This is a genomic window from Bradyrhizobium cenepequi (assembly GCF_020329485.1).
Taxonomy (GTDB): domain Bacteria; phylum Pseudomonadota; class Alphaproteobacteria; order Rhizobiales; family Xanthobacteraceae; genus Bradyrhizobium; species Bradyrhizobium cenepequi.
Map to the genome: position 1 here is coordinate 166529 of NZ_JAGKJI010000008.1, position 20614 is coordinate 187142.

A 20614-nucleotide genomic window follows, 5' to 3' on the forward strand; every position below is an offset into this window, starting at 1 on the left:
AATCTGCCAGGCGATTAGCAACTCTCTTTGTGGTTTTGAGGCCTCCCGATAATTTCAGGAGGTCGCTATGCATGCTATCGCACTTCACACCTCTCAATTTGGTCGTCATCTGGAGTTGCTCGCGGCGATGTATCGGCTGCGGCGCCGTGTCTTCAAGGACAGGCTCGACTGGTCAGTGTCGGTCTCGGGCGAATTCGAGCTCGATCTGTATGACATTCTCGGACCGACTTATCTCATTCTGGTGGCAGACGCCGGAGAGCCGATTGGTTCGGTTCGTCTGCTTCCGACGACCGGACCAACCATGTTGGCCGACACCTTTTCCGTTCTGCTCGGCGGGACGCCAGCGCCACGCGACGAAAGAGTTCTCGAAAGCTCGCGCTTTTGCGTCGACACCAGGCTTGTCGCCGAGCAGGCGGCCAATAGTCTCAACCGCGCAACGTTTATCCTCTTCGCCGCCATGATGGAGGCGGTACGCGGCGCGCGCGCAGATAGCATCGTGACAGTCACTGATACCCGTATGGAGCGCATTCTCCGGCGAGCGGGCTGGCCATTGAGACGGATCGCTGCGCCGCAGCAGGTCGGATCGACCATGGCGGTCGCCGGCTTTCTCGACATGTCCGAACACACGCTTCACAGGATGTACAAACAAGCCGACGTCAACGGCCCTGTGCTTGTGTCACCGGATCTTGCTAACGCGGCCGCCTGATGCCTTGTGAGCAGCGTCCAGCAAAAGTAATTTGACACGTAGATGTTCGCAGACTCACGCCATAGTCGGGTGGTTTTGATCAATCTGACGCGCGGCGAGACGCCGGCTTCGGCCGATCTTGCCGCGCGACACGTCAGTTTCTCATTGCTGCGGACAGGCCTGGAGATGTTCGCCGTCGCGTTGACCCTCATCGGCGAATGCCAGCCGTTCGGGATTAAGGGTGGTCAGCAACTCGTGAACTCGATGACGCAGCTGGACGTTGACGCCTTTTCCATTTGGCAAGATCGGCGGTTTACGGACGATCTGGCTTCACCCGAAACCGGTATCATTTTCTTCGGAGGAAGTTGGCTCGAAGAGGAGATATTCATTGCCGCACTGCAGGCGGCTGAGCGTGGATATGACGTACGCTTGCTATCGGACCTCATCGCGGCGCGGATTGACGCGGACCGATCACTCGTCTTCGATCGGCTGGCGCTTCATGGCATCTTGGCGACTACCGTGCGGCAGACGCTGCTGGAATGGGCGGTGTATCTGCATGATCCGGTTTTGACGCAAACAGTGCAGCAGCTTCTATCGTGATCTGGGTTACCCTCGGGCCCTTGAGGCGGGGCACCGGGGTCCTCGTGAACCGCCCCGGGGTTGGCTGCATACCGCAAAGCACCAATCCGGTGAGAGAGCATCGGCTTGGCGGTTGCGTCATCGAGATCCAGGTGGTACCCGGCCAGGAAGCGGACCAGATTCTCTAGCTCGCCTTGCTTGCTCCGAGAGCAGGTGCGAGTCAGTTCGCGGTGGCTTCGTACCTGCCATCACAAACCACCAGAACGCTATCATGGCGCAGACGGCTGCCGCCGTCAGCGCGACGAAGATTGCGGGCTCAAGGCCGGGCAGGATCGTAGTGCGTCCTTCACAGACGATCGAGGAAGCCTTTTCCGTGACCTCACTGCAGATGGTCGCAGGATTGTCCAACGACGTCAGAGCGCGCCAATCCCACATTCCGCCTGGAATACGCACCGGCTGCGGGTCGGTCGTGACGAGCTGAGCGCTAGCTGCGACTCGCCAGAAATGGATCAGCGTCAGGGCTGGAATAAGCGACAATAAAACCAGCATCACGGCTTGGTAGACTTTGGCTTCGACCTTGGTCATGTCAAGCTGCTCGAAGCCGACAAACGGAATGCGGTCGGCCCAACGAGGCCCATTTCGGCGTGCGAACACGATGCCGATCAAGGACGCAAACAGCAGCAGAAATGAACAGATTGGAATCGCCAGAAAGCCCGCCGGCACGCGCGACTTCACGATGAGCGTCGCGCCAAAGATGGTTTCTCCTCCTTGCGTCACGAGATACGAGTTTAAGGCATAGTAGAGAAGGAACAGACTGACGACGGACCAGACCTTACTCATCTGTGACGGTGTCATGGCGGCCTACTTGTTCATCATATCGAGAAGGGAATTGAAGGTCTCGCTTGTCATGCGTGCGTTGCCGTGCGCTCGGATCAGCAGGGTGCCGCCGTCACTTGCGAACGACGCATCGGTAATCGAGCCTTCAAGACCGGGAAGGCTCGGTAGCTTGGCGCGTGCCTCTTCCGTACTGAGGGCGTTCGTCAAGGCATTGGTTATTGAGGCGCTGATGTCGCCAGTGAATAGTCGGATTGCTTCTTGAGTTAAGGTGCTGCCAGTTTTGACCGTGACAGGCCCGGCGAGTTGAAGGCCAAGCTGCTTTCCATCAATAACGGCGACGCGCACCTTGGCGGAGATTGATACGCTGTCACGTGGGCCTTCGGTTTTCACGGTAATACCTGCGGGCTTGGCGCAGACCCAAGCCGTCACATGGCCCTTAATGGCGACGACGGCCGTATCCCCGCTTGGTGCGATCGAGGCTTCATCGATACTATTGACGACCGGATTGATACCCTGGCGGTCACAGTTCCCACGCGGTACAGGCAGGGCGCGGGCAATCTGCAGCGCGTTGTCCTGGAGGCTTTTGAGGCTCGCTTCGGCGCCGAGCTGGAGCGCAACAGCATCGCCTTCGGTTTTCATATCGAAGGCGATTGTGACTGGAAGATCGCCTTGTATCCCTAACATCTTTACCGGAAAGGTCTTTGGCTTGAGCGTCACAGCGCAAAGACTGGCGGCCGAGACGGTTACAAGCCCTAGCGCTAGCGAGATCTTGCCGACAAAGCCGGCTCGTCTATAGGCGACCGACATAGTTGGCCTTCTCCCATTTGAGCTCAATATCGTCAGCAACGTATTTCGGCGCCTGCGGCGTGCTTTGATCGAAGTAATGCTTGAAATCCACGTGAACGCGCATGTTGTCCGGACGATAGTCCTCCCTTCGGTCGTACAGCAGGACTGGCCCCGCGTAGAACCGCTGATAAACGGATTTATGCATCGGTGAGGTGGACTCGCCGGTCTCTGGGTCCACGGGGAGATGACGCACACCGGCCTTTAGAAACCCACCCGCCTGCTCGTTGTGCTGGGGACCGGTCGGATCAGGCGAAAGCCTCAGAACACTGCCATCATGCTTGAGCCCATCTGGAATTAACGATGCGCCAGCGACCATCCATTTGAGAGCCACGTCCGATAGCCTGGCTTCGTTTTCCAGGTAGCCACCGCCGATATCGGCGTGCACGCCCGGAAACCATACCTGCTCGAAATACAGGTTTTCGCGAGCGTCTCGTTCGTCCTCCTTCTCCGCCGTCGGTGACCAACCGACCCGCTTGAAATCGGCGCGATTCTCATCGATCGAAATCGCGTGCTTGGCGTAGCCGACATTCCGATTCAATGTGGTGTCGTAGAACTTGTGCTTGGGTGGCGCCAAGTGCAGCGTCCTCAACCGTTTGAAGAAGCCGTAGCCTGGCAGGGGCGGTGCGATCTTGAGATAATTCATAAGGAACGCGATCAGCGCCGCCGCAACGCCGACGCAACTCAGAATCCAGGCGGCCCCTCCCGCCCAGGGGAAGACGGGCTCAAGCACGCCGCCGAGCCAGTACAGGCTGATCAGCAGCGCGACGCCAAATGTCACCAGCGCCAAACCGAGATATTTGTGGCCGAGCGCCGCGACCGTATCGAAGACGCCGATGAAGTACGGAAACACGTTCGCCTGTTCGACGCCGTTTACGGTCTGCGAACTCCCATGTTGGCGCCGAAACTGCGCCGCGATGGCGTCCCGCGTCTCAAGCAGGAACTGACGGTAACCCTTGGTATCCTTGCGACTATAGGACGGGCAGAACTGATAGACATCCTTGACCGCGTGCTCGGCGAGCTTGTGGATGCTCTTCGGGTCACGTCGCAAGGGAGAGCCGTCAGGCAGATGTCGCGGGATCCCGCAATATCCCATGACGCCTGCAACCGAGCGCGCTGTATAGGCGCCGCGGCTGAAGCCGATCAGATAGTTACGATCACCTTCTTCGTAGAGGCCGATGATCGCGGCGTAACAATCGACGATATTCCGGGTAATTCCGAGACCGGTCGCCATGCTGGCGAGGTTATAGAGCCACCGCATCCAGCCGATCTTGAAGTGGCCGCCATCGGAGGCCGAGCCGAGACCGGGATCGTAAAAGGCGACCTGCTCTGATGGCTCGATCTTGGTGTCAGGGCCTACGCGGCAGGCTCGGTAGAACTTGTAGACGTTGGTACGTGCTTCGTCGAAATTGATGCCGCCGGCCTGGCCAGTGCCGTCGGAGAAGATGACGATATTCTTCTGCATTGCACGCTATCCCCCAAAGTGCGCCAACGAATAATTCATATCATAGATTGTGCAGGCCGGAATGTGACCTAACTTACTTTCAGAGTTGTCTCCGCGGCGTGGCAGCGTCATTTGGATCCTGGAGTGGGATGCGTCAGCGCAGCTACGTCCCGGCAACAATATTGACGCCGATCCGATCAGCGAGGCCTAGGAGGTCCGCGTAGACCGGGATATCAGTCAGCACAAGACGTGGGTCTCCCGTTGGCGAGAGATCCGTTGTGGCGACGCGATCCCCGAAGAGCATCACCGCCAAGACGCGATCGTCCTGGCGCGACACCCAACAGAGTCCATCGGTCGTACACCTGGTCGATACAGGGCTCCATATCCCGCCTGATTCGTACTACGCGGCAACGGCATCGTGGTACCCGTGGATCCGTCGTTGGTGTCGCGCCTCAAACTTTGTGTTGATCGTTGGAGCGACCGCGTTCCTGCCGGTAGGTCGCCTGATTGCTTCGCAATAACTTTCTCTCTTACAATCTGCGGCGAACGCGGGATCGCTCAAATGCTCCAACTTTGGTTGCCCATTTCATTGACGGGCACGCCGTTCCGGCAGATATTCCGCTATCGGCCGGATGTGCTTCTCAGGGGCACCGCAATGAGAACGAATGATCGAAGTGTGATGCGCGACATGCGAAGCTGCATGCCCCATCGCGGCGTCTCGGCGGTGACCGGCGTCTGTTGTTGATCGTACTGACAAATCCAAACAATCGACAATCAGACAGGAGCGCCGAGGTTCGGCGATTGAGCACTCATGTCCCAAGCCTACGTCATCGAAGTATCGAATCGAACCGCTGGCATCATCGTCCGCGAAGAACGCGGCTTTCGTTTCTTCTCATCAGAGCGCACTTTTGACAGCCTTGATGGCGGTCATTTTCGCTCCGCGCACGCCGCGGAGCGCGCGGCGAGGGCACTTGTCGAGCGGCGCGCGCCTGCAAGCGGGCGGCATTCACTCTGGGCGTCGAAGCAACCTGAAACGTGGGTCTTTCAATATCCCCCTCTCTCAACTGGGTACGAGCGTGGAGCCGATGAAACTCCCTCATGCGAAAGAGTGGGTAAGGTACTGCAGGTTCGGCTGGCGTGGGGAAAGTGTAGCACCCGCGCTACCATCTGTAGAGCCGGTAAATCCGTCACGTCACGGGAAATTCGGTCGGGCGCCTCCTAAATGATACCTGCCCCCCAGCTTCTGCTTCCAGCATAATTCGCGCTAGACCGGACGACCAAAGGTCGACGTGCCGGATTTACACCGATCAAAATCCTGACCGTAAGTCACGGCCTTGCTGCGTAAGGCTCCAATAGTGGCTCTCGCCATGATCCTCGTCGGTGCGCTCACCGCGTAGGAGGGAACGAAAGGCTCGCCCAATACGCGCGCGTTGAGACAAATTTTGGGTGATTGCCAGCTTGGTCACTAGTACCTCGACACAGAGGTTTTGACTGATTGGTTTGGGATTTCCAAGACGGGTAGCTGCTCAGCAGGGACCAGCACTTCGATGCGGCGCGGCGAGCCGGGCTGGCGCCTGATGAGGCCCGCGCGCGCGAGGGTCAACCCCATCAGGTGGACGGAAGGCGGAGACACTGTGTTTCGGCTTCAAATATTCGGCCGCAGCTCAGCAGCCCCGGATTGCCACCAGGGCCACCAAATGCTCCTGGGTGAACCCTAGCAGGGACATCCCACAGGTCTTGCATGTGACTGGGCGATGCCCCGGTGGCGCTTCACGGCCATGTCAGCGCTTGGAGCAAGAGACCGCCCAAAATGTGCAGGGCGGAAGCGTTGGGGGTGGATTGCGGAAGCGCGCAGATCCGGCTGCCTGCGTCGCGTGCTCCTGTCCGAACGCAAACGTGCCTGATGTCTGTAACCCGCCAAGTAGTTTGCAAACGTGACATTGGTCTCGAAAAGCTGGCAGCGTTCCTCCGCATCGCACTGGCCCAAATCCTGCACCGCGCGCACGTGCGAGAGAAGACAACCGAGGACGACAGAATGGAGGTGCGTTTGAGTCGCGATCTGCCAAGTGGCAATGCGATCGCCGTTCGCCGTCTGCTATGGGCGTCGGCTGCATTATTACCTGCGCGCGCCACCTCTTCGATGGTAGGCGATTTCCGCTCGACTCGGGAGCCGACAACCGTGTCCAAGTCGATCCGGGCAACGACTGGACGCGGCCGCACGCCACGATGATTGCTGGCTTATTCCGAAGTGAGGTGTCACTACATGATCGACGAATTGGATTTGGGATTATTCAAGCTGCATCCGGAGCGCGAGGCCGTGCTCGCCGAAGTGCATGCGCGCCCATTCACCGGCCTTGTTTCATCACTTGGCCTGGTCCGCTTCGTGTTTCTCGCGCAGGGCGAGCCGGCTGCGTGCGATCGCCGCCGCTTCGTCGATTTCTGCCGGAGGCACAAGCTTCCGCCGCCGGAGCCGCCCGCGAAACATCATCAGGTGGGGATCGGGCCAGTGCTGCTTCGCTGGGAGCAACACTCGGAATTTGCAACCTTCACATGGATCTGGAGTACCGCGAATAATTCTGCCGCTCGCCAATTCGGCGATGTCGATGATACCGCTAAATCGTTGATCTGTGAGTTGTCGCAGGCCGGACAATTACTGGTCGCAATCAAATTGGAGGTGGAACGATGCGCTTCTGCAACCGAACGCGCCGACCAGATTTTTGACAAGAGCAGCTTAGCGATGGTCACGGTGAAGGGCGACGCAGGGGTTGTGGCCTCGGACTTTCGCGTGGACGAGAAAGGTTTCAGCAGAATTCTGGTCTGCGATCTCGGATTGACGCCGTACGATCTCGGCGCACTGGTGCAACGTCTCCTAGAAATCGAGACCTACCGTCCGTTGGCGCTGCTTGGTCTGTCGTCAGCGCTTGAGCTTGCGCCGTCTGTCGATCGTATCGATCGCCGTCTCGTTGAAGTGCTTGAGGAGATGAAAGGCGCGGAGGGGCTAAAGGTCAACAACCACCTGCTTGACGAACTGACGGCGTTAGCCGTCTCCTTCGAAAGAGGTGTGGCCGGCAGTCTATTCCGCTTCGGTGCCAGCAGAGCCTATAACGAGCTGGTGCAATCGCGACTGTCCATCATTGAAGGCGACGATGTCGCGGGTTACCCGACCTGGTCGTCGTTTCTGGCGCGCCGCATGGCGCCGGCGATACGAACCTGCGCGACGATGGAGGAACGTCAGGCAAATCTATCGGCCAAGCTGGCGCGGGCCGCCGACCTGTTGCGAACACGTGTCGATGTCGAAATCGAGCAACAGAATCGTGACCTATTGCGGTCAATCAACGAGCGCACGAGACAGCAGCTCCGACTGCAGAGCACGGTCGAGGGATTGTCGGTCGCGGCTATCGGATATTATGTGGTCAGCCTGTTCGGCTACCTCGCCAAGGGCGCGCAGGAAGTCGGACTGCGCGTCGACCCCTCGTTCGTAACCGCAGCCTTCGTGCCGATCGCGGTCGGCGTAATCTGGCTAGTCAGTCACAATGTCAGGAAGCGACACCTCAAGACCGACGAGGCGCCGTTCAGGGCTCGCGACTAAAGTGCCTTAAGCAAGATCACGACATTTGTGCCAAAAGCTCGCAAAGACACCAGCAAGATCCAGCGAAACGGCGTCTTTTGCAGAAGGTCAGCCGCTGTCCCTATTTGACGAGCCGATCTGATCGCATGACTAATGTTCTCTTCAGATCGCGGTCCTGAAGGCAGTTGAAGAAGAAAAGCGCCCCTCGACTTGTTGTGTTGAGCGCTTCTGCCTCTTGGGCCGCAGGCGTCAGCTTCAACGGTTCTCATGAGAACATCCCTCTTTAATCATTGGCGGAAAGTGGACCGATCGCCCGATCAGCTGGCATGAGTTTCTCGAGGGTGGTGAGGACAGCGGATCCGATGGCTCGTCCGCGTTCATCCATGCCGGTCCAACAGGCCTCGCGTCCGCGCGGATCGATCTCCAGCAATTTTACGCGAGCTGGCACGCGCGAGCCGTCCCGCACAATGCCGCGTAGCACTCCATCGACTGGTGCCCGTACCGGCTTGTCGCCGAGAGAACCAAGCTGCTGGCCTTTGTACACCTGGGTGCCAATATCGAGCGGTGTGTGCCTGACACCGTCGCGGTCTGAATAAGCGAACCGCTCGCGTCCCACACCGCCGAGCTCGCGGCTCGGCCGTCCGCCATTTTGGTGATGCCTCGCGAGACGATTGCACCGGTCTCCACCGGATGGGTTTCTATGGCGATATCGCAGTTGATGCCTACCTCGAACCTAGGCCCAACGCCCACAGTAAAGCGTGCGACGCCGCGGAGGTCGGGTGTGACCCGATGCTTCTGCATGCGTGAATCGACAATGACCAAAGGTGAACGCAAGCCCATTATCTCAGTGAGGTGCATTTCGGTCACCGCAACCTTGTGCGGTTCCGCGTGAATGCGTGCGATCTCCCTTAATGTATCGGCCCGTTCGCCCACAACGCCGTCAACTTCGCACAACTCGTCGAACAGCGAGCCATGGAATGACATGCCGCGGCGCATAACCGGCGGAAAGGCGTCGTGGCTCATCACGACTGCAAACGTCGCTTCGGTCAGCTTCGTCGCGATGGCGGAAGCGATTTCGTCCGTTCCAAGCACTAGCGTAAAAGGCCTTGGTGCCCGCGGATGCCGGGCGATAGCGGCGACTTTCATGGGCGGACGAGCCTCGCGTTAGCGAGAGATCCCTAGCAAGCACCGCGCCAATCGCGAAAATGGGTTCAAGTTCAAAAGAAGCAGATAGTTCGTTCTAGACTCGACAGTGCAGCCGTATATTCCAAAATGTCGTGCTTAATGGTCGCGGGTATCACAAACTCAGGTCGACGACACCGACCAGGGCTCGCAGTTCATGGGCGCCGCGTTCACCGGCGTGCGCGCCAACAACGGCATTGCGATCAGCATGGACGGCAAGGGCGCCTGGCGCGACAACGTGTTCGTCGAGCGGCTGTGGCGCAGCGTCAAATATGAGGAGGTCTATCTGCGCGCCTACGACAGCGTGTCCGACGCCCGCGCCTCGATCGGCCGATACCTCGACTTTTACAATGGCCGGCGCCCACACTCGAGCCTTGACAGCGGCACGCCGGATCAAGCCTACTTCAACTCGCTGCCGCTCCGCGTGGCAGCCTAACCCCGGTGGATGCTCCACTTATCGACGCGGAGATGCTGTTCAGACAACCGGGACCAGCTCTGTAGTCGAGGCGCTGCCGTACTCGTATTTCTTTTTGAATGTCCAGCCAGCGCGGGCAAGTCGGGCGATGCACTCGGCACTTCGACGATCCGTAGCAGAGTTGAAAGTGCTGACAGCGCTCATGATCGAGGCCGATGCGCCGACCAATCCGATGAGCACGGCCACCACCGCACCAATCCGAGTAAAGCCGCGAATGAACCGAGCCCCTGCGCTCAGCGGCGCGGACTGGCGTTCGTGGTATGGTCGTAGATCGGTCATTGCCGTCCCTCTGCTCGGGAGCATGAGTCAGGACCGACGTGCAACATTGTCACCGATGGCGACGATGTTGCAAATCTCGGTGATCGCGTTGGGTTATGCCGCTTCCGGCTCGCGGGTGAGGGCCTTTTCTACGGCCTCATGGTCGCGATCGATAACCGTCAAATACGCGCGCGCAGTAGGGTCCGGCGAGAACCGGCCTTGCTCCCAATCGCGCAAGCTCGACACGCTAATAGCATAGCGCATGCTGAACTCTTCCTGCGTTAGGCCAGTCCTGCGTCGGATCGCCTTCACGTCGATCTTCGCGGGTACGAAGACCTTGTAGGTTGCGGGGTCGGCCTCGCCACGCGCGATCGCGCGGCCTTCCTTCGCGGCCTTGATCAACCTCTTACCCAGGGTGCTCATCACTGTCTCTCCATTCACACATGCACACATTCAAACATTCAAAACGCACACCCAGCTAACCCTTGCGCATTTCAGCAACCTTCGCTGCAACTCCCTTCCTGTAGTCGTCCGCGTAACGTTCCAACTCGACACGCAATGCGTTTCGTTCTGCCTTGCTTAGATTGGCGCGCTCGCCCTTGTTGATCAGAGCCAACAGCAGGACGGGAACGTCATCACCCGCAAAGTAGTGTACCGTTCGATAGCCTCCGCTTTTGCCTCTCCCTCTGCCGGCGAAGCGAACCTTGCGGCAGCCGCCGGTACCTTCCATGATATCGCCAATGAGCGGATTCTTGGAAATCTCGGCGACGATGTGATCCTGTTCGTTGTCGGACAGACCCGCGCCTTTGGCGTCGGCTAGAAAGGTCGGGGTGCGGATGACCGTTTGCATACCCCTATAACTACGGGAAACACGTAGTAGTTTCAAGGGGGCGCGAAAATTATTTTCTCAAACAAAATCAGCTATTTAATGCCGGCACCGGCATGGCGGGGCGGCGTATTATGCACTGCGGAGCGGAAGGGCCAATTGCACGCCGATCGGCCGGCCGATGTGGGTCTCGATGAACTCCCGCAGCGCCTCGGAGATTTCCCGAGCTTCCGCGTCGACGCGCCGGCCAGCTCAAGCGCTACCTCCGCTGAGGCGTCCTGCGACCATCCCTCGATATGCCGACTCCAACGCAGCGATCGCCGCCGCCAGAGCCCGTTTTGAGCCAATGGTCGGCATAATCCAGAAGTCGGCATAGTACAGATTGCACATCCTCAGTCCTCCGGCGGCGCGTGGCGGGGGCGCTGCGTCAATTGCAACAGCGTGGCAGCCGCCCGACCGCCGACCTTAGCACACTTGCTGCACCGAAGCCTGCCGACCAGGTCATGAACGAAGGTCGTGGAAACGTGCGACAGCGCCGCAAGGTCGACGTCGCGGAGCGTCCTGCAACGCGAGCATTCGATCTCGAGCCAAGGATAGCCGAGAAGCGCGGTTATCTTGCACGCAATGGAGGATACGTCGCCTTTGGAGGATGCGCCGCAACGGCCGAGCTAGGTGCGCTCCGCGAATTCAGGAGTGGCGTCTCCAAGCAGGCGCGTCTGGCTAGAGCCCGAGCGAAGCGGGTCGAGGACTATCAGGAACTCCTGCGTAGCCGTTGTGCTCGCAGAAAGTACGACGGCGCTTTCCGAGTCGATCTCTCCGAGTATGAACGGTGGCTGCCAAAGCATCTGACGGAAGCTTTCAAGCTCTACGATGAAGGCGTCCCGCTGCTGGTGATCGAAAACGAAGCGGTCGATTTAGTGCCTTTGCTGGACGATCGACAGTTGGCCGACCTCATCTATCAATTGGATCGAGACGTCGAGCGGGCGGAGGCGGAAATCGATCGCCAAGCGTTGGAGCGTTTCTTCGACTTGACGGGGTAGTCCGGTCTCGTTCAAGGCCGACCATCAAGACGGCACACGTCCCTAACGAGCATTGCCGTTCCATGTCTTGTTGCCGGAAAGCTTTAGATTTGGTAGCAACGAGTCGGGTTCGCCACCTCCGACCTGTCGCCGGGTCAAACGGCTTCATCCTTCTCGACCACCATCGCCGATCCTTTTGGATCCGGGCATGTGGCGTAATCGGCGAACCCCGTGCCCTACCGAGGATCGAAGATGAAGTTGACCATCACGATCACCGATGTTGAGCATATCAAGGCCGTCCTTCGGACGGCGCTTCCCGATGTCAAGTCGTCCCATAGGGTCGAGGCGCTTGCGCGCGGTCTCGGCTGGCGCACCAACGCGCCATGCGCGCCGCTCTGGCCGCCGGCCCAGTAGAAGTCGGCGCCGACGAAGCCGCATTTCTTGGCTATTTGCGCGAGCACTCGTTTGAGGCGCCGCCCGACAGCTTGACGCGTTCGCTTGCCAAATCGGGCGTTCGGCGGGCGATGGATCTAGAGCCCGCTCACAGCCGGTTCGGATACAGGTCGTCCGGCGACCGCGACGAGACCGTCGAGGAGCCGATGCGCGTTTCCAGACGAGCCGGGCGGAGATGCTGGACGACCAAGCCATCGCCGAGTTCATTCGCGCAGTCGAGTTCCTTTCGAGGTATCCGCGTCGCAAGACGATCAACCGCAAGAGGGGCAGCTACGGGCTGAAGCACGATGCTGAGCGAGCGACGGGCGACTATGTGGCAAACGGCATGCCGATCGCAGCCGCACTGGCCATGGGTTTCTCGGCGGTGCCTACCCATTCGGGTTCGCCGAACGCCCACTTCAACTTCGGCTCCAAGGCGGCATGAATGGCCGCCGCAGGTAGCCAAAAGTTCCCGGTTTCAACAGTTTGGCCTGAATCTAGACGAAACTGTTGAAACCATTGATTATAAATGCTAAATACGGTTTCAACAGTAACGACCCATATCAGCCCTAAGTGTTGAAACCATGGATTTTCAAGAGCTTAATAATGATCAGCGCCGCGAGGTGGTCAACAGCCAGCAGCGCTTTCAGGCCCTGCGGGACGCCAAGGAGGCGTGCGACGCGCATCGTGGTTCCCTGACCTGGGTGGAGTCCAAAGGCCACGAATACCTCGCCCGGAGCTACTACGACAAGGCCGGCCTCCGGAAGCAAAGCTCACTCGGGGCGCGCTCTGCCGAAACCGAAAAAATGAAGACCGACTTCGAGGCTAAGCGCGCTGCGGCGCAAGCCCGATTGAAGAACCTGCGTGACACGATGGAGCGGCAATCCGCGGTCAATCGTGCACTCGGCCTGGGTCGCGTACCCCTGATCGGAGCTCGGATCATGCGAGCTCTCGACGGCTTTGGGATGTTGGGCTCCGGCATTCGGATTCTCGGAACGAACGCGATCTACGGTTATGAAGCTTCTTCCGGCGTCAGGATCGATCCAGGCCTGGCCACGACGGAAGACATCGATCTTCTGTTCGATGCGCGCGGCGGCCTTACGTTCGTGGCGGACGACGACGTCTCAGAGTCTTCGCTCCTGAAGGTACTTCAACGCGTCGACACCAGCTTCGAACGCGCCAAGCAGACGTTCCGAGCTGTGAACCGGGACGGCTATCTCGTCGATCTGATCAAGCCTATGCAGAGCCCTCCTTGGAGGAAGGCTCCGGACAAGATCGGCTCAGACCCCGAAGACCTGACTGCCGTTCAAATCGAAGGTCTCGATTGGCTGCAGAATTCTCCGGCTTTCGAGGCGGTCGCTATCGACGAAAGGGGCGAACCGACGCGCATCGTCGCTCCAGATCCGCGGGTTTGGGCCGCCCATAAGCTTTGGTTGTCCCGTCGTGCGGACAGGGAGCCGCTCAAGCGCCAACGAGATGCAGCACAGGCCGAAGCCGTGGGTGCTCTGGTCGCGAACTATCTCACTCACCTGCCGTTCGACGCAGAGCAGCTAAGGATGCCCCCGAAAGAAGTGGTAGACAGCGCGGCGCCGCTTTTCGTTAAGAAAGACACTGCGGCGCGGGCCTAGGGGTCAGGCTCGACAAGAACGAGGCCGGCATAGCCGGTGCCGATCATCGGCGGCACCATGATGATGATCAGCATGGTGCTGCTGCTCGTGGGCATGATGGTCACGCCATAGTCGGCATGACGACGATCATCATCACCAGCATCATCGCAGCAGCAGCACCACCAGCGCCCACACCACCAGCTTCGCTATCTGGGCCGCCGGCAATGCCGGCGGCCCAGCGGCTGCTGGCGACTTGACATCGATCAAAGATCGGTTGGGATCGTCTTTCGGAAGAGAAGACGCGCTCGCCGGGACCTCGGGCCTGAGACCAGCTGAAACCCAAACCGCGCAGCGCGTCAAACGGAATCTGAAAAAGCGCAGGCATGTCAAAGACTTGCTGGTGCAGCTTTTCAAGGACTCGTCTGCCGGCACCCTCGGCTAAGTCAGCTGAATCTCGTGATTTTCCGGAATCGGGTTTTAGGCGTTAACCGTCCGCGCGCCCAAACCCGCTGTCGGCGGGGGTGGGCGAGAAACTTGAATTCGGCGATGCCGGACGGCTCCGGGCCGCTTGGGATATCATGGAACAGGCGGCGAGAGAGTTCCTGAAGCAGAGGAAATCAAGGAGAACACCCTGAAACTCCTCCGTTTATTCTTGCGGTTGCGCGGGCGTGGCGGTTCAATCGGCCGGCTGAAGGACCGATAGATGAAGCTGTTTAGTTATCTTCCGGAGACTCTTTTCAAGCCCTTGTCGGGGCCGAAGAAGCACGTCTAAGGCAGCCGTTCGCGGTGCAAGTTCCCAAGCGGGAGTATGTTAAATGCCGGGTCCGTGACGAGAGACCACGAGATCGTGCGCCCCATCGCCAGGCCTTCAGCCTTCGTCCTCGCCTTAATGGTTGCCGCTCGCATACGGCAGATTCAGGAATTTCGGCAGGCTTAGCTGCCTGCCTGACCAGCGCGGAGAGCTGCCGCTAAAGCGTCTTCCAGCCTCGTCTTCTCCAGCAGGAGATCGGCGACAATCTTTCGAAACCGTTGGTTCTCGAGCGTAAGCTCCTCCAACACACGCGGCATGTCATCCATCGTTCGCGCGTTGGGTAACATCATTCTATCCTCGAGCGCAGCACTTTGCGCGAGCGCAGCATCACTCTTATGCAAGGGCAGCTTCCGCCAACGATGAAGTGTCATCACGCTGACCCCGAGCGCTTTGCAAATCTCCGCCTGGGTATTGCCTGCTCGTGCAAGCTCATCCGCTCGGACGAGCTTCGACAGAATCTCCTCCTGAGAGTGCTTCTTCATCTTCCTCAAATCCGCTCGAGCAGCTACATCTGTGGTGCTGCTGCCTGGAATCAAAGAAGGCGCCTGGCAAAACTGGGGCCACCAGCTTTCGACACTCGACGGGACTCCGGCACGACTCTATTGCTGCGAACTTGTGACTCAGGAACTAGCTCGGAGAACACCTTCTTTGAGATCGTACAACCTGACGCTACGTACGATTCAAGCTTCTTCGAGGATTCTCGCCGAATATGTCCGAACTGCCGGCTTGCAGAAGTAGTCTTCGCCCGCATCCCCGCCCAGGAACAATCCGCACGCCATCAGCTGCAGCCCAAAGGCCCGCCAGATGCGCTGCACGCTTGAGACCGACAGCCTGCTTTCTTCGGCATGCTGCGCGAGCTCCAACGCGTGGCATTCTTGGAACGTGGACGAGAAGTCCCAGATTCAGGCGCTCGACCGCAGCCAGCCGATGCTGCCGATGCGGCCGGCCAGCCTGCGCGGCGCAGCCATGACTACACCCGCCACGGAACGACTTCGCTCTTCGCAGCCCTCGATATCGCGACCGGGAATGTCATCGGCAAATGCTATTCCCGGCATTCGCGCCGCCGAATTCCGCAAGTTTCTCGATGGGCCGCTGTTCCGCTGACCTCGATGTCCATCTTGTCATGGATACCCGTCGGGGAGGATCGGGTCAAACGTCCCATAGCCGGTCCATATTGGCGTGACGAAGATAGAAGATGGGATTGGTCGGTGACATGATGACCTGCATGAAGCCGCCGAGGCCGTTGTAAGCGCCACCAACAGTTGTGCACGAGGTTATGCGGTTGACTCTCGAGAATAGCGAAGCCGGGGGATGAACTGTGATTTAGGGCTTTCGGGCCCCCAAACGATATGAAATAGCGTGGTCCCAGCGCGTCGAGAATCGTCGGCTGTGAGCACCGACTGCTTTTCAGGGGTCTATTTGGGATCACCAGATCGGGCTGTGCTGCGTGAGGCCGCGCGCATGGCCGCGGTCAGAAAACAGGGCCCCCGCTGGACTATCAATAATGTCGAACCACAGGCCTTCGGGGAAAAGAATCGAACGGGTGAGCATCTGGATGTACTGCGGCGACGGACTTGGGTTGCCATCCGCATCCTTCGTCATCGCCCAGTAGTTTGAATTGGCGATTGCATCCTGAAACTGCTTTTTGAAGTCGGCCGCCGAAGCGATGAAACGCATCGTTGTTTGGGTCGAGAACATGTTCGAACATGACCTTGGGGATGCGAGGCTCCGCCGTCCAATCCCAATACGGCAGTGCAAATTCAGGATCACCGCTGAGCTCCCGACAGATCTGCTCGAACCACCCGATGTAGGCGCGATGCAAGGGCACCAATTGCCATGCGGACAGTCGATCGTGTGGATGAGGCCGTACCGATACCAGTTACGCGCATCGGTTGGCGGCAAGGCCAGCATAGCCGTGATGGCCTTCTTGTAGCTATCGATCACGCGCCAGGCAATTGGGATCGGAAATATTCCAGCGGCGATATTTCGCTGCCGCCTTCGAAGGAGTTGGAAGTACGTGGTAGCTGCAAGCGCAGCTCCTCCGGTCAGAACCTCCCGTCGCGAAAGTGATGCGTTCGCCAACATTGACCTTGCCCCACTATCTCGTTGAAGTAGAAGACGGACGGTGACACGCGCATTGATGGTTATACTACATTGTGGCCAGAGGACAACCTGACCGTCCGTGTTGTTGTGTTGAGCTGTGTCCGGTTGAAGACGTCAATGTCCCAAGCCCAACAGTAAGTCGGCAGGATTCCGCCGGCGCGCCGAGAAGCGCATTGTTTCTTCAGGAAAAACTTGCAGAACGTCATTGGCACGTCGGTTGCTTAAGATGGGGGTGGATCCGTTACGACCATCACGGTCTCGCAGCCCCGCCCAAGAGTTCAGATGAAACTTGCTCGATTGGTCCAAAGCAGTGCCATGATGTTGCCGCCGGCGCTGGATTGGTATCGTGCAAATCGCGACATCATGTTGTGTCAGCCGGACGATATGTTTTCGCCTTTGCCGGACCAGGTTCGATGGAATCGTCCTGCCGGCGACTTCTCTCTGTCTTTCGATCTTCCTTTCAGAGTTGACGCGGACACCGCGGACGCGTGCGCAAGGCGTGACAATGTCATTGTTATGCCGATGAGCTTCTTCGCATTGGATAACGACTGCCGGATCCGATTGGCATTCAGCGCGGTTACTCCCGAGCATCTCAACTGGTTTGAGAAGGTTAGGTCGTTATGTGGCGCGGCGGGTCGGGCGGGATTGCCCAGGCTACGCGACGACTCGGCGGGAGCGTGAAGATGGCCCATCGGTCTCCTCCGGTGCACGCCGGCGTGTCTTGGCCAAACGCTCGGGCGCGTCACATGCGACCACGTAGACCGCTAATTGTCGCAGATCGTATGGGTCCCTGTGCGGGTTTTGTGGAGTTCGGCGGTTAATTGCGGGACCGTTGAAAGCGGCGGCTGGCCACGCGCGTCACACACGTGGAGGTTTTGTCATGAGCGTGGGGTACGAACATCACGACACATGTGTGTTGGCCTCATCAAGTTGCGAACTCGGCGATTGGGATGGGCAACGACCTGCAGCCTCACCAATCGGTTCTTCCGTCTTTGTTGGTAGTGGTAGGCCAGCTATCAGGTGTGCTGAGCTTGCAAGGGAAATGGGCCACGACATCCGCGCGGTGCTGTGTGCCGACGCCATATTCTCGGATTGGGCGGCGCGCGCCAATATCCTGTGTGTCGCGACTGTTGAAGAACTATCAAGCTTGCTGAAGGCCGAACCGGTTGACTGGCTATTTTCCGTAGGAAATCCGTTCATGTTGCCGGCGGATGTGTTGGGGCGAGTGCGTCAAGGCGCCTTCAACTACCACGACGGTCCGTTGCCACGATATGCGGGAGTTCATGCGACGTCTTGGGCGCTTCTGGCCCAAGAAGCCGAACATGGCATCACGTGGCATCGTATCGATGGTGGGGTTGATACTGGTGACCTGGTGGTGCAACGCCAAGTCTTGATTGCGCCCAGTGATACGGCGTTAACCCTGAACCTCAAATGTTATGAAGCCGCGATCGAGGGCTTCGGCGAGCTGTTAACTCGCCTAACAAATGGAGAGCTCAGTGGCCGTCCGCAGGCGCTAGCGGACCGAAGCGTTTTTCCGAAACGTAGACGCCCAGATGCTGCGGGCTGTCTGCGATGGGATCGATCCGCGCAAGCTCTGTCAGCGATGACACGCGCCTTAGACTTTGGGCCGTATCATTCCAATCCGTTGTGTCTGTCCAAGGCTCTTGTAGCCGATGACGTTGTCGCCGTCAGGTGCTTGGAGGCGGCGGCTGGACGCTCGGGTTTTCCGGCAGGGTCCCTGGTTGAAATCCACCCCAGCCACTGGCGTGTGGCGACCGGTACAGAGGATGTCGATGTTTGGTTTGGCAGCTCGGATGGTCAGGCTCTGGACGCGCGGGCGCTCGCGAGGCGCTCAGATCTCGATGTAGGCGATCGCCTCCCGATTCTAAGCGATGACGAGGCGCGGAGCATAACTGTTACGCATGAAATGTTGGCGCCTCGGGAGAGTTTTTGGCGACAGCGGCTTGAGCAATTTAACATATTGCAGCTTCCTTTTCTGTCGCCTCCACAAGCTGTGGCTCCCCCGAGATGGCAGTCGAGTTCATGGCTCATTCCAAGTGCTTTGGCCGAGCTGCCGCCAGTTGATCGCACTGAGTACTTGCTGAGTGCTTTACTGGTCTATCTCGCCCGCATCACGGGTGAAACAGAGCTTCAATTGGGTTGGACACCCGCACCAATCAAATCGCGAGCCGGGTCGAAAGCGGTGGAGGTGCTTGTCGCTTCTGTCGTGCCAATGGAAATTATCGTAGATCTCGGTCATGATTTTGCAGAGGTGCGCAGGGCGGTGGCGGCCGAGTGCGCTCAGCTGAGGGAGAACGGTAGCTTTGCGCGGGATCTTATTGCGCGCTACCCGACGTTGCGGGGTGCGGAGGTGCTACGATCGCGCCGTCCCTGGCCGATTGGCGTTACGGTTACTGCAAATAGCGGGTCTGCCGCTGGTGATCTTGCGTCAAGCCCGAGTTTTGAGACGCCCCTATCCGGTGATTTGCTGACGTTTGAGGTTTGCGTTCTGGAAGGGAGCTTTCGATGGCACTTTGATGCAGGTCGCTTGGCGCCCAAGCAGATCGACCGCATGACGCAGCATTTGCAAAATTTGTTATGTGCTGTGATGGCCGATGCGGAGCAGCCGGTAGGACGAATTGGCCTCTTGTCGTCCGATGAGCGCACGTACCTTTTGGAGGAGCTGAACCGGACAGCGGCTCCCTATCCTGCGGAGCGGTGCATCCATGAGCTGTTCGAGGCGCAGGTGCGGAAAGAGCCGGATGCGGTGGCGGTGATCCAAGCGGACGTGCGCTTAAGCTATGGCGAGCTCAATGTGCGGGCCAACCGCCTCGCGCATCATATGATCGCGCTCGGAGTGAAGCCGGGGGATCGCGTTGCGATAGTGCTGGATCGCTCCATTGCCCTTGTGGTGGCGCAACTCGCGGTTCTGAAGGCGGGCGGGGTTTATGTGCCGATCGGTCGCGGTCTTCCATCTGGGCGACAAAGCTGGATGATCGCCGACTGTGCCGTGCGCCTGGTGCTCACAGCGACTGACAATGATGGCGAGCTTGACGTTGCGATTCCTGTTTTGGGCATTGAGCCGATCATGGCTGGAGCAGGATGTAATACCGATCCTAGCCTGGCATTGACCGCCGAGGCTGCCGCTTACGTGATGTACACCTCCGGGTCGACCGGCGTTCCTAAGGCGGTTGCTGTTCCTCATCGTGCTGTCAACCGGCTCGTGATCAACAATGGGTATGCGGAGTTCACCTCGAGTGATCGTGTGGCCTGGGTAGGCAATCCCGCCTTTAGTATCAGTACGCTGGAAGTCTGGGCGCCGCTACTACACGGTGCGCGTCTGATTGTGATTCCATACATTGGTGTGCTGCAGCACGAGGTCTTGCGCGGGTTTGTTCAGCAGAACGGCATTACCGTGCTGCATTTGACAGCCGGTCTGTTTAGCCAGAGCGCCGATAATTTGGTTCCGGTGCTGGCGAGTTTGCGATTGCTATTAGTTGGTGGTGGCGCGGTTGATGTGGCGGCAGTAGCACGGGTTTTAAGGCAGAGCCGACCGCAACATCTCTTGCACTGCTACGGTTCAACTGAGACGGCGACCTTTGCGACGGTCTGCGAGATCACCGCGATTGACGAGACATTCCGCCGGCTCCCGATCGGGCGTCCGATTGCGAACACGCGTGTGTACCTGCTCGACGGTCATGGTGCGCCCGTTCCGTTTGGCGCGGTCGGGGAGCTCTACATCGGCGGGGCGGGGGTCGCGCGGGGGTATCTGAACCAGCCGGAGCTGACGGCGGAGCGGTTCATCGCCAATCCCTTTGTGGCAGGCGACCGGCTGTACAAGACCGGCGACCTTGCGCGCTATCTGCCGGACGGCAATCTGGCGTTCTTGGGCCGCAACGACGACCAGGTGAAGATCCGCGGCTTCCGGATCGAGCCGGGCGAGAT

20 protein-coding genes and 5 pseudogenes are annotated in these 20614 nt (G+C 59.0%); 11 read left to right on the top strand and 14 right to left on the bottom strand.

The features are described from left to right. Window positions 1-67 precede the first annotated feature (67 nt). Together J6497_RS12480 and J6497_RS12485 are read left to right on the top strand one after the other, a co-directional pair. Window positions 68-706 carry an acyl-homoserine-lactone synthase gene (locus J6497_RS12480; RefSeq protein WP_225704551.1) on the top strand — a complete coding sequence of 213 codons (639 nt, stop codon included), beginning with the start codon at window positions 68-70 and terminating at the stop codon, window positions 704-706. Window positions 707-748: 42 nt separating this feature from the next. Next, the gene (locus J6497_RS12485; RefSeq protein WP_225704552.1) at window positions 749-1285 is read left to right on the top strand and encodes a cysteine hydrolase family protein; all 537 of its coding nucleotides are present in this window, start codon (window positions 749-751) and stop codon (window positions 1283-1285) included. 117 nt (window positions 1286-1402) lie between these two features. Here J6497_RS12485 and J6497_RS12490 read toward each other — a convergent pair whose 3' ends face one another. Genes J6497_RS12490 through J6497_RS12500 form a run of 3 tightly spaced genes read right to left on the bottom strand, consistent with a single transcriptional unit; the run spans window position 1403 to window position 4409 of the window. After that, window positions 1403-2104: a hypothetical protein gene (locus tag J6497_RS12490; protein WP_225704553.1), complete on the bottom strand. Its 702-nt coding sequence runs from the start codon at window positions 2102-2104 to the stop codon at window positions 1403-1405. Window positions 2105-2125: 21 nt separating this feature from the next. After that, complete coding sequence (locus J6497_RS12495; protein WP_225704554.1) at window positions 2126-2908, bottom strand: hypothetical protein; 783 nt, start codon at window positions 2906-2908, stop codon at window positions 2126-2128. Continuing rightward, window positions 2892-4409 (bottom strand): T6SS phospholipase effector Tle1-like catalytic domain-containing protein, encoded by a 1518-nt coding sequence (locus tag J6497_RS12500; RefSeq protein ID WP_225704555.1) that lies wholly within the window; start codon window positions 4407-4409, stop codon window positions 2892-2894. Before J6497_RS12500 ends, J6497_RS12495 begins: the two co-directional genes overlap by 17 nt. A gap of 2242 nt (window positions 4410-6651) precedes the next feature. On the opposite strand from J6497_RS12500, the gene J6497_RS12505 reads away from it, so the two are divergent. Further along, window positions 6652-7977 carry a DUF3422 family protein gene (locus tag J6497_RS12505; RefSeq protein WP_225704556.1) on the top strand — a complete coding sequence of 442 codons (1326 nt, stop codon included), beginning with the start codon at window positions 6652-6654 and terminating at the stop codon, window positions 7975-7977. A gap of 262 nt (window positions 7978-8239) precedes the next feature. Here the strand turns inward: J6497_RS12505 and J6497_RS12510 are convergent. Then, a pseudogene (locus tag J6497_RS12510) lies at window positions 8240-9102 on the bottom strand (xanthine dehydrogenase). Window positions 9103-9271: 169 nt separating this feature from the next. Between J6497_RS12510 and J6497_RS12515 the strand changes: the two are divergent. Next, window positions 9272-9574, top strand: a pseudogene (locus J6497_RS12515) (transposase); the annotation flags it as partial. Window positions 9575-9613: 39 nt separating this feature from the next. On the opposite strand, the gene J6497_RS12520 reads toward J6497_RS12515, so the two are convergent. The 4 genes and pseudogenes from J6497_RS12520 to J6497_RS12535 all read right to left on the bottom strand — a co-directional run. After that, window positions 9614-9892 (bottom strand): hypothetical protein, encoded by a 279-nt coding sequence (locus J6497_RS12520; protein WP_225704557.1) that lies wholly within the window; start codon window positions 9890-9892, stop codon window positions 9614-9616. 93 nt (window positions 9893-9985) lie between these two features. Then, complete coding sequence (locus tag J6497_RS12525; protein ID WP_225704558.1) at window positions 9986-10294, bottom strand: helix-turn-helix domain-containing protein; 309 nt, start codon at window positions 10292-10294, stop codon at window positions 9986-9988. A 55-nt stretch (window positions 10295-10349) separates the two neighbouring features. Beyond that, window positions 10350-10721, bottom strand: coding sequence for a type II toxin-antitoxin system RelE/ParE family toxin (locus J6497_RS12530; RefSeq protein ID WP_225704559.1), 372 nt, complete (start codon window positions 10719-10721; stop codon window positions 10350-10352). Between the two features lie 368 nt (window positions 10722-11089). After that, window positions 11090-11296 (bottom strand): annotated as a pseudogene (locus J6497_RS12535) (hypothetical protein); the annotation flags it as partial. Here J6497_RS12535 and J6497_RS12540 point away from each other — a divergent pair. From J6497_RS12540 to J6497_RS12555, 4 genes are all read left to right on the top strand, one after another. Continuing rightward, on the top strand, window positions 11201-11737 hold the full coding sequence (locus J6497_RS12540; protein WP_225704560.1) for a hypothetical protein: 537 nt from the start codon (window positions 11201-11203) through the stop codon (window positions 11735-11737). The pseudogene J6497_RS12535 and the gene J6497_RS12540 sit on opposite strands and share 96 nt — an antisense overlap. Window positions 11738-11968: 231 nt before the next feature. Continuing rightward, window positions 11969-12130 (top strand): hypothetical protein, encoded by a 162-nt coding sequence (locus J6497_RS12545; RefSeq protein WP_225704561.1) that lies wholly within the window; start codon window positions 11969-11971, stop codon window positions 12128-12130. Window positions 12131-12344: 214 nt separating this feature from the next. Then, window positions 12345-12593, top strand: coding sequence for a hypothetical protein (locus tag J6497_RS12550; protein WP_225704562.1), 249 nt, complete (start codon window positions 12345-12347; stop codon window positions 12591-12593). Window positions 12594-12732: 139 nt separating this feature from the next. Further along, window positions 12733-13776: a GSU2403 family nucleotidyltransferase fold protein gene (locus J6497_RS12555; protein WP_225704563.1), complete on the top strand. Its 1044-nt coding sequence runs from the start codon at window positions 12733-12735 to the stop codon at window positions 13774-13776. A 100-nt stretch (window positions 13777-13876) separates the two neighbouring features. Here the strand turns inward: J6497_RS12555 and J6497_RS12560 are convergent, their stop codons facing one another. The 3 genes from J6497_RS12560 to J6497_RS12570 all read right to left on the bottom strand — a co-directional run bounded on the left by J6497_RS12560 (window position 13877) and on the right by J6497_RS12570 (window position 15429). Further along, entirely contained in the window at window positions 13877-14140 is a 264-nt protein-coding gene (locus J6497_RS12560) for a hypothetical protein (RefSeq protein ID WP_225704564.1), read from the bottom strand. Window positions 14141-14688: 548 nt separating this feature from the next. After that, a complete protein-coding gene (locus tag J6497_RS12565) occupies window positions 14689-15048 on the bottom strand; it encodes a helix-turn-helix domain-containing protein (RefSeq protein ID WP_225704565.1) in 360 nt (119 codons plus the stop codon). A gap of 198 nt (window positions 15049-15246) precedes the next feature. After that, a complete protein-coding gene (locus tag J6497_RS12570) occupies window positions 15247-15429 on the bottom strand; it encodes a hypothetical protein (protein WP_225704585.1) in 183 nt (60 codons plus the stop codon). A gap of 19 nt (window positions 15430-15448) precedes the next feature. Here J6497_RS12570 and J6497_RS12575 point away from each other — a divergent pair. Next, window positions 15449-15649: pseudogene (locus J6497_RS12575) on the top strand (IS630 family transposase); the annotation flags it as partial. A gap of 66 nt (window positions 15650-15715) precedes the next feature. Here J6497_RS12575 and J6497_RS41920 read toward each other — a convergent pair. The 3 genes and pseudogenes from J6497_RS41920 to J6497_RS41925 form a co-directional block, all read right to left on the bottom strand. Then, entirely contained in the window at window positions 15716-15889 is a 174-nt protein-coding gene (locus tag J6497_RS41920) for a tyrosinase family protein (RefSeq protein WP_376708199.1), read from the bottom strand. Window positions 15890-15991: 102 nt separating this feature from the next. Beyond that, window positions 15992-16264, bottom strand: coding sequence for a hypothetical protein (locus tag J6497_RS12585; protein ID WP_225704586.1), 273 nt, complete (start codon window positions 16262-16264; stop codon window positions 15992-15994). 25 nt (window positions 16265-16289) lie between these two features. Beyond that, window positions 16290-16394: pseudogene (locus tag J6497_RS41925) on the bottom strand (tyrosinase family protein); the annotation flags it as partial. Window positions 16395-16951: 557 nt separating this feature from the next. On the opposite strand from J6497_RS41925, the gene J6497_RS12595 reads away from it, so the two are divergent. Next, a complete protein-coding gene (locus J6497_RS12595; RefSeq protein ID WP_225704566.1) occupies window positions 16952-17350 on the top strand; it encodes a PLP-dependent aminotransferase family protein in 399 nt (132 codons plus the stop codon). A gap of 361 nt (window positions 17351-17711) precedes the next feature. Then, window positions 17712-20614: amino acid adenylation domain-containing protein (locus J6497_RS12600; protein ID WP_225704567.1), on the top strand; the 2903-nt coding region annotated here is incomplete at its 3' end.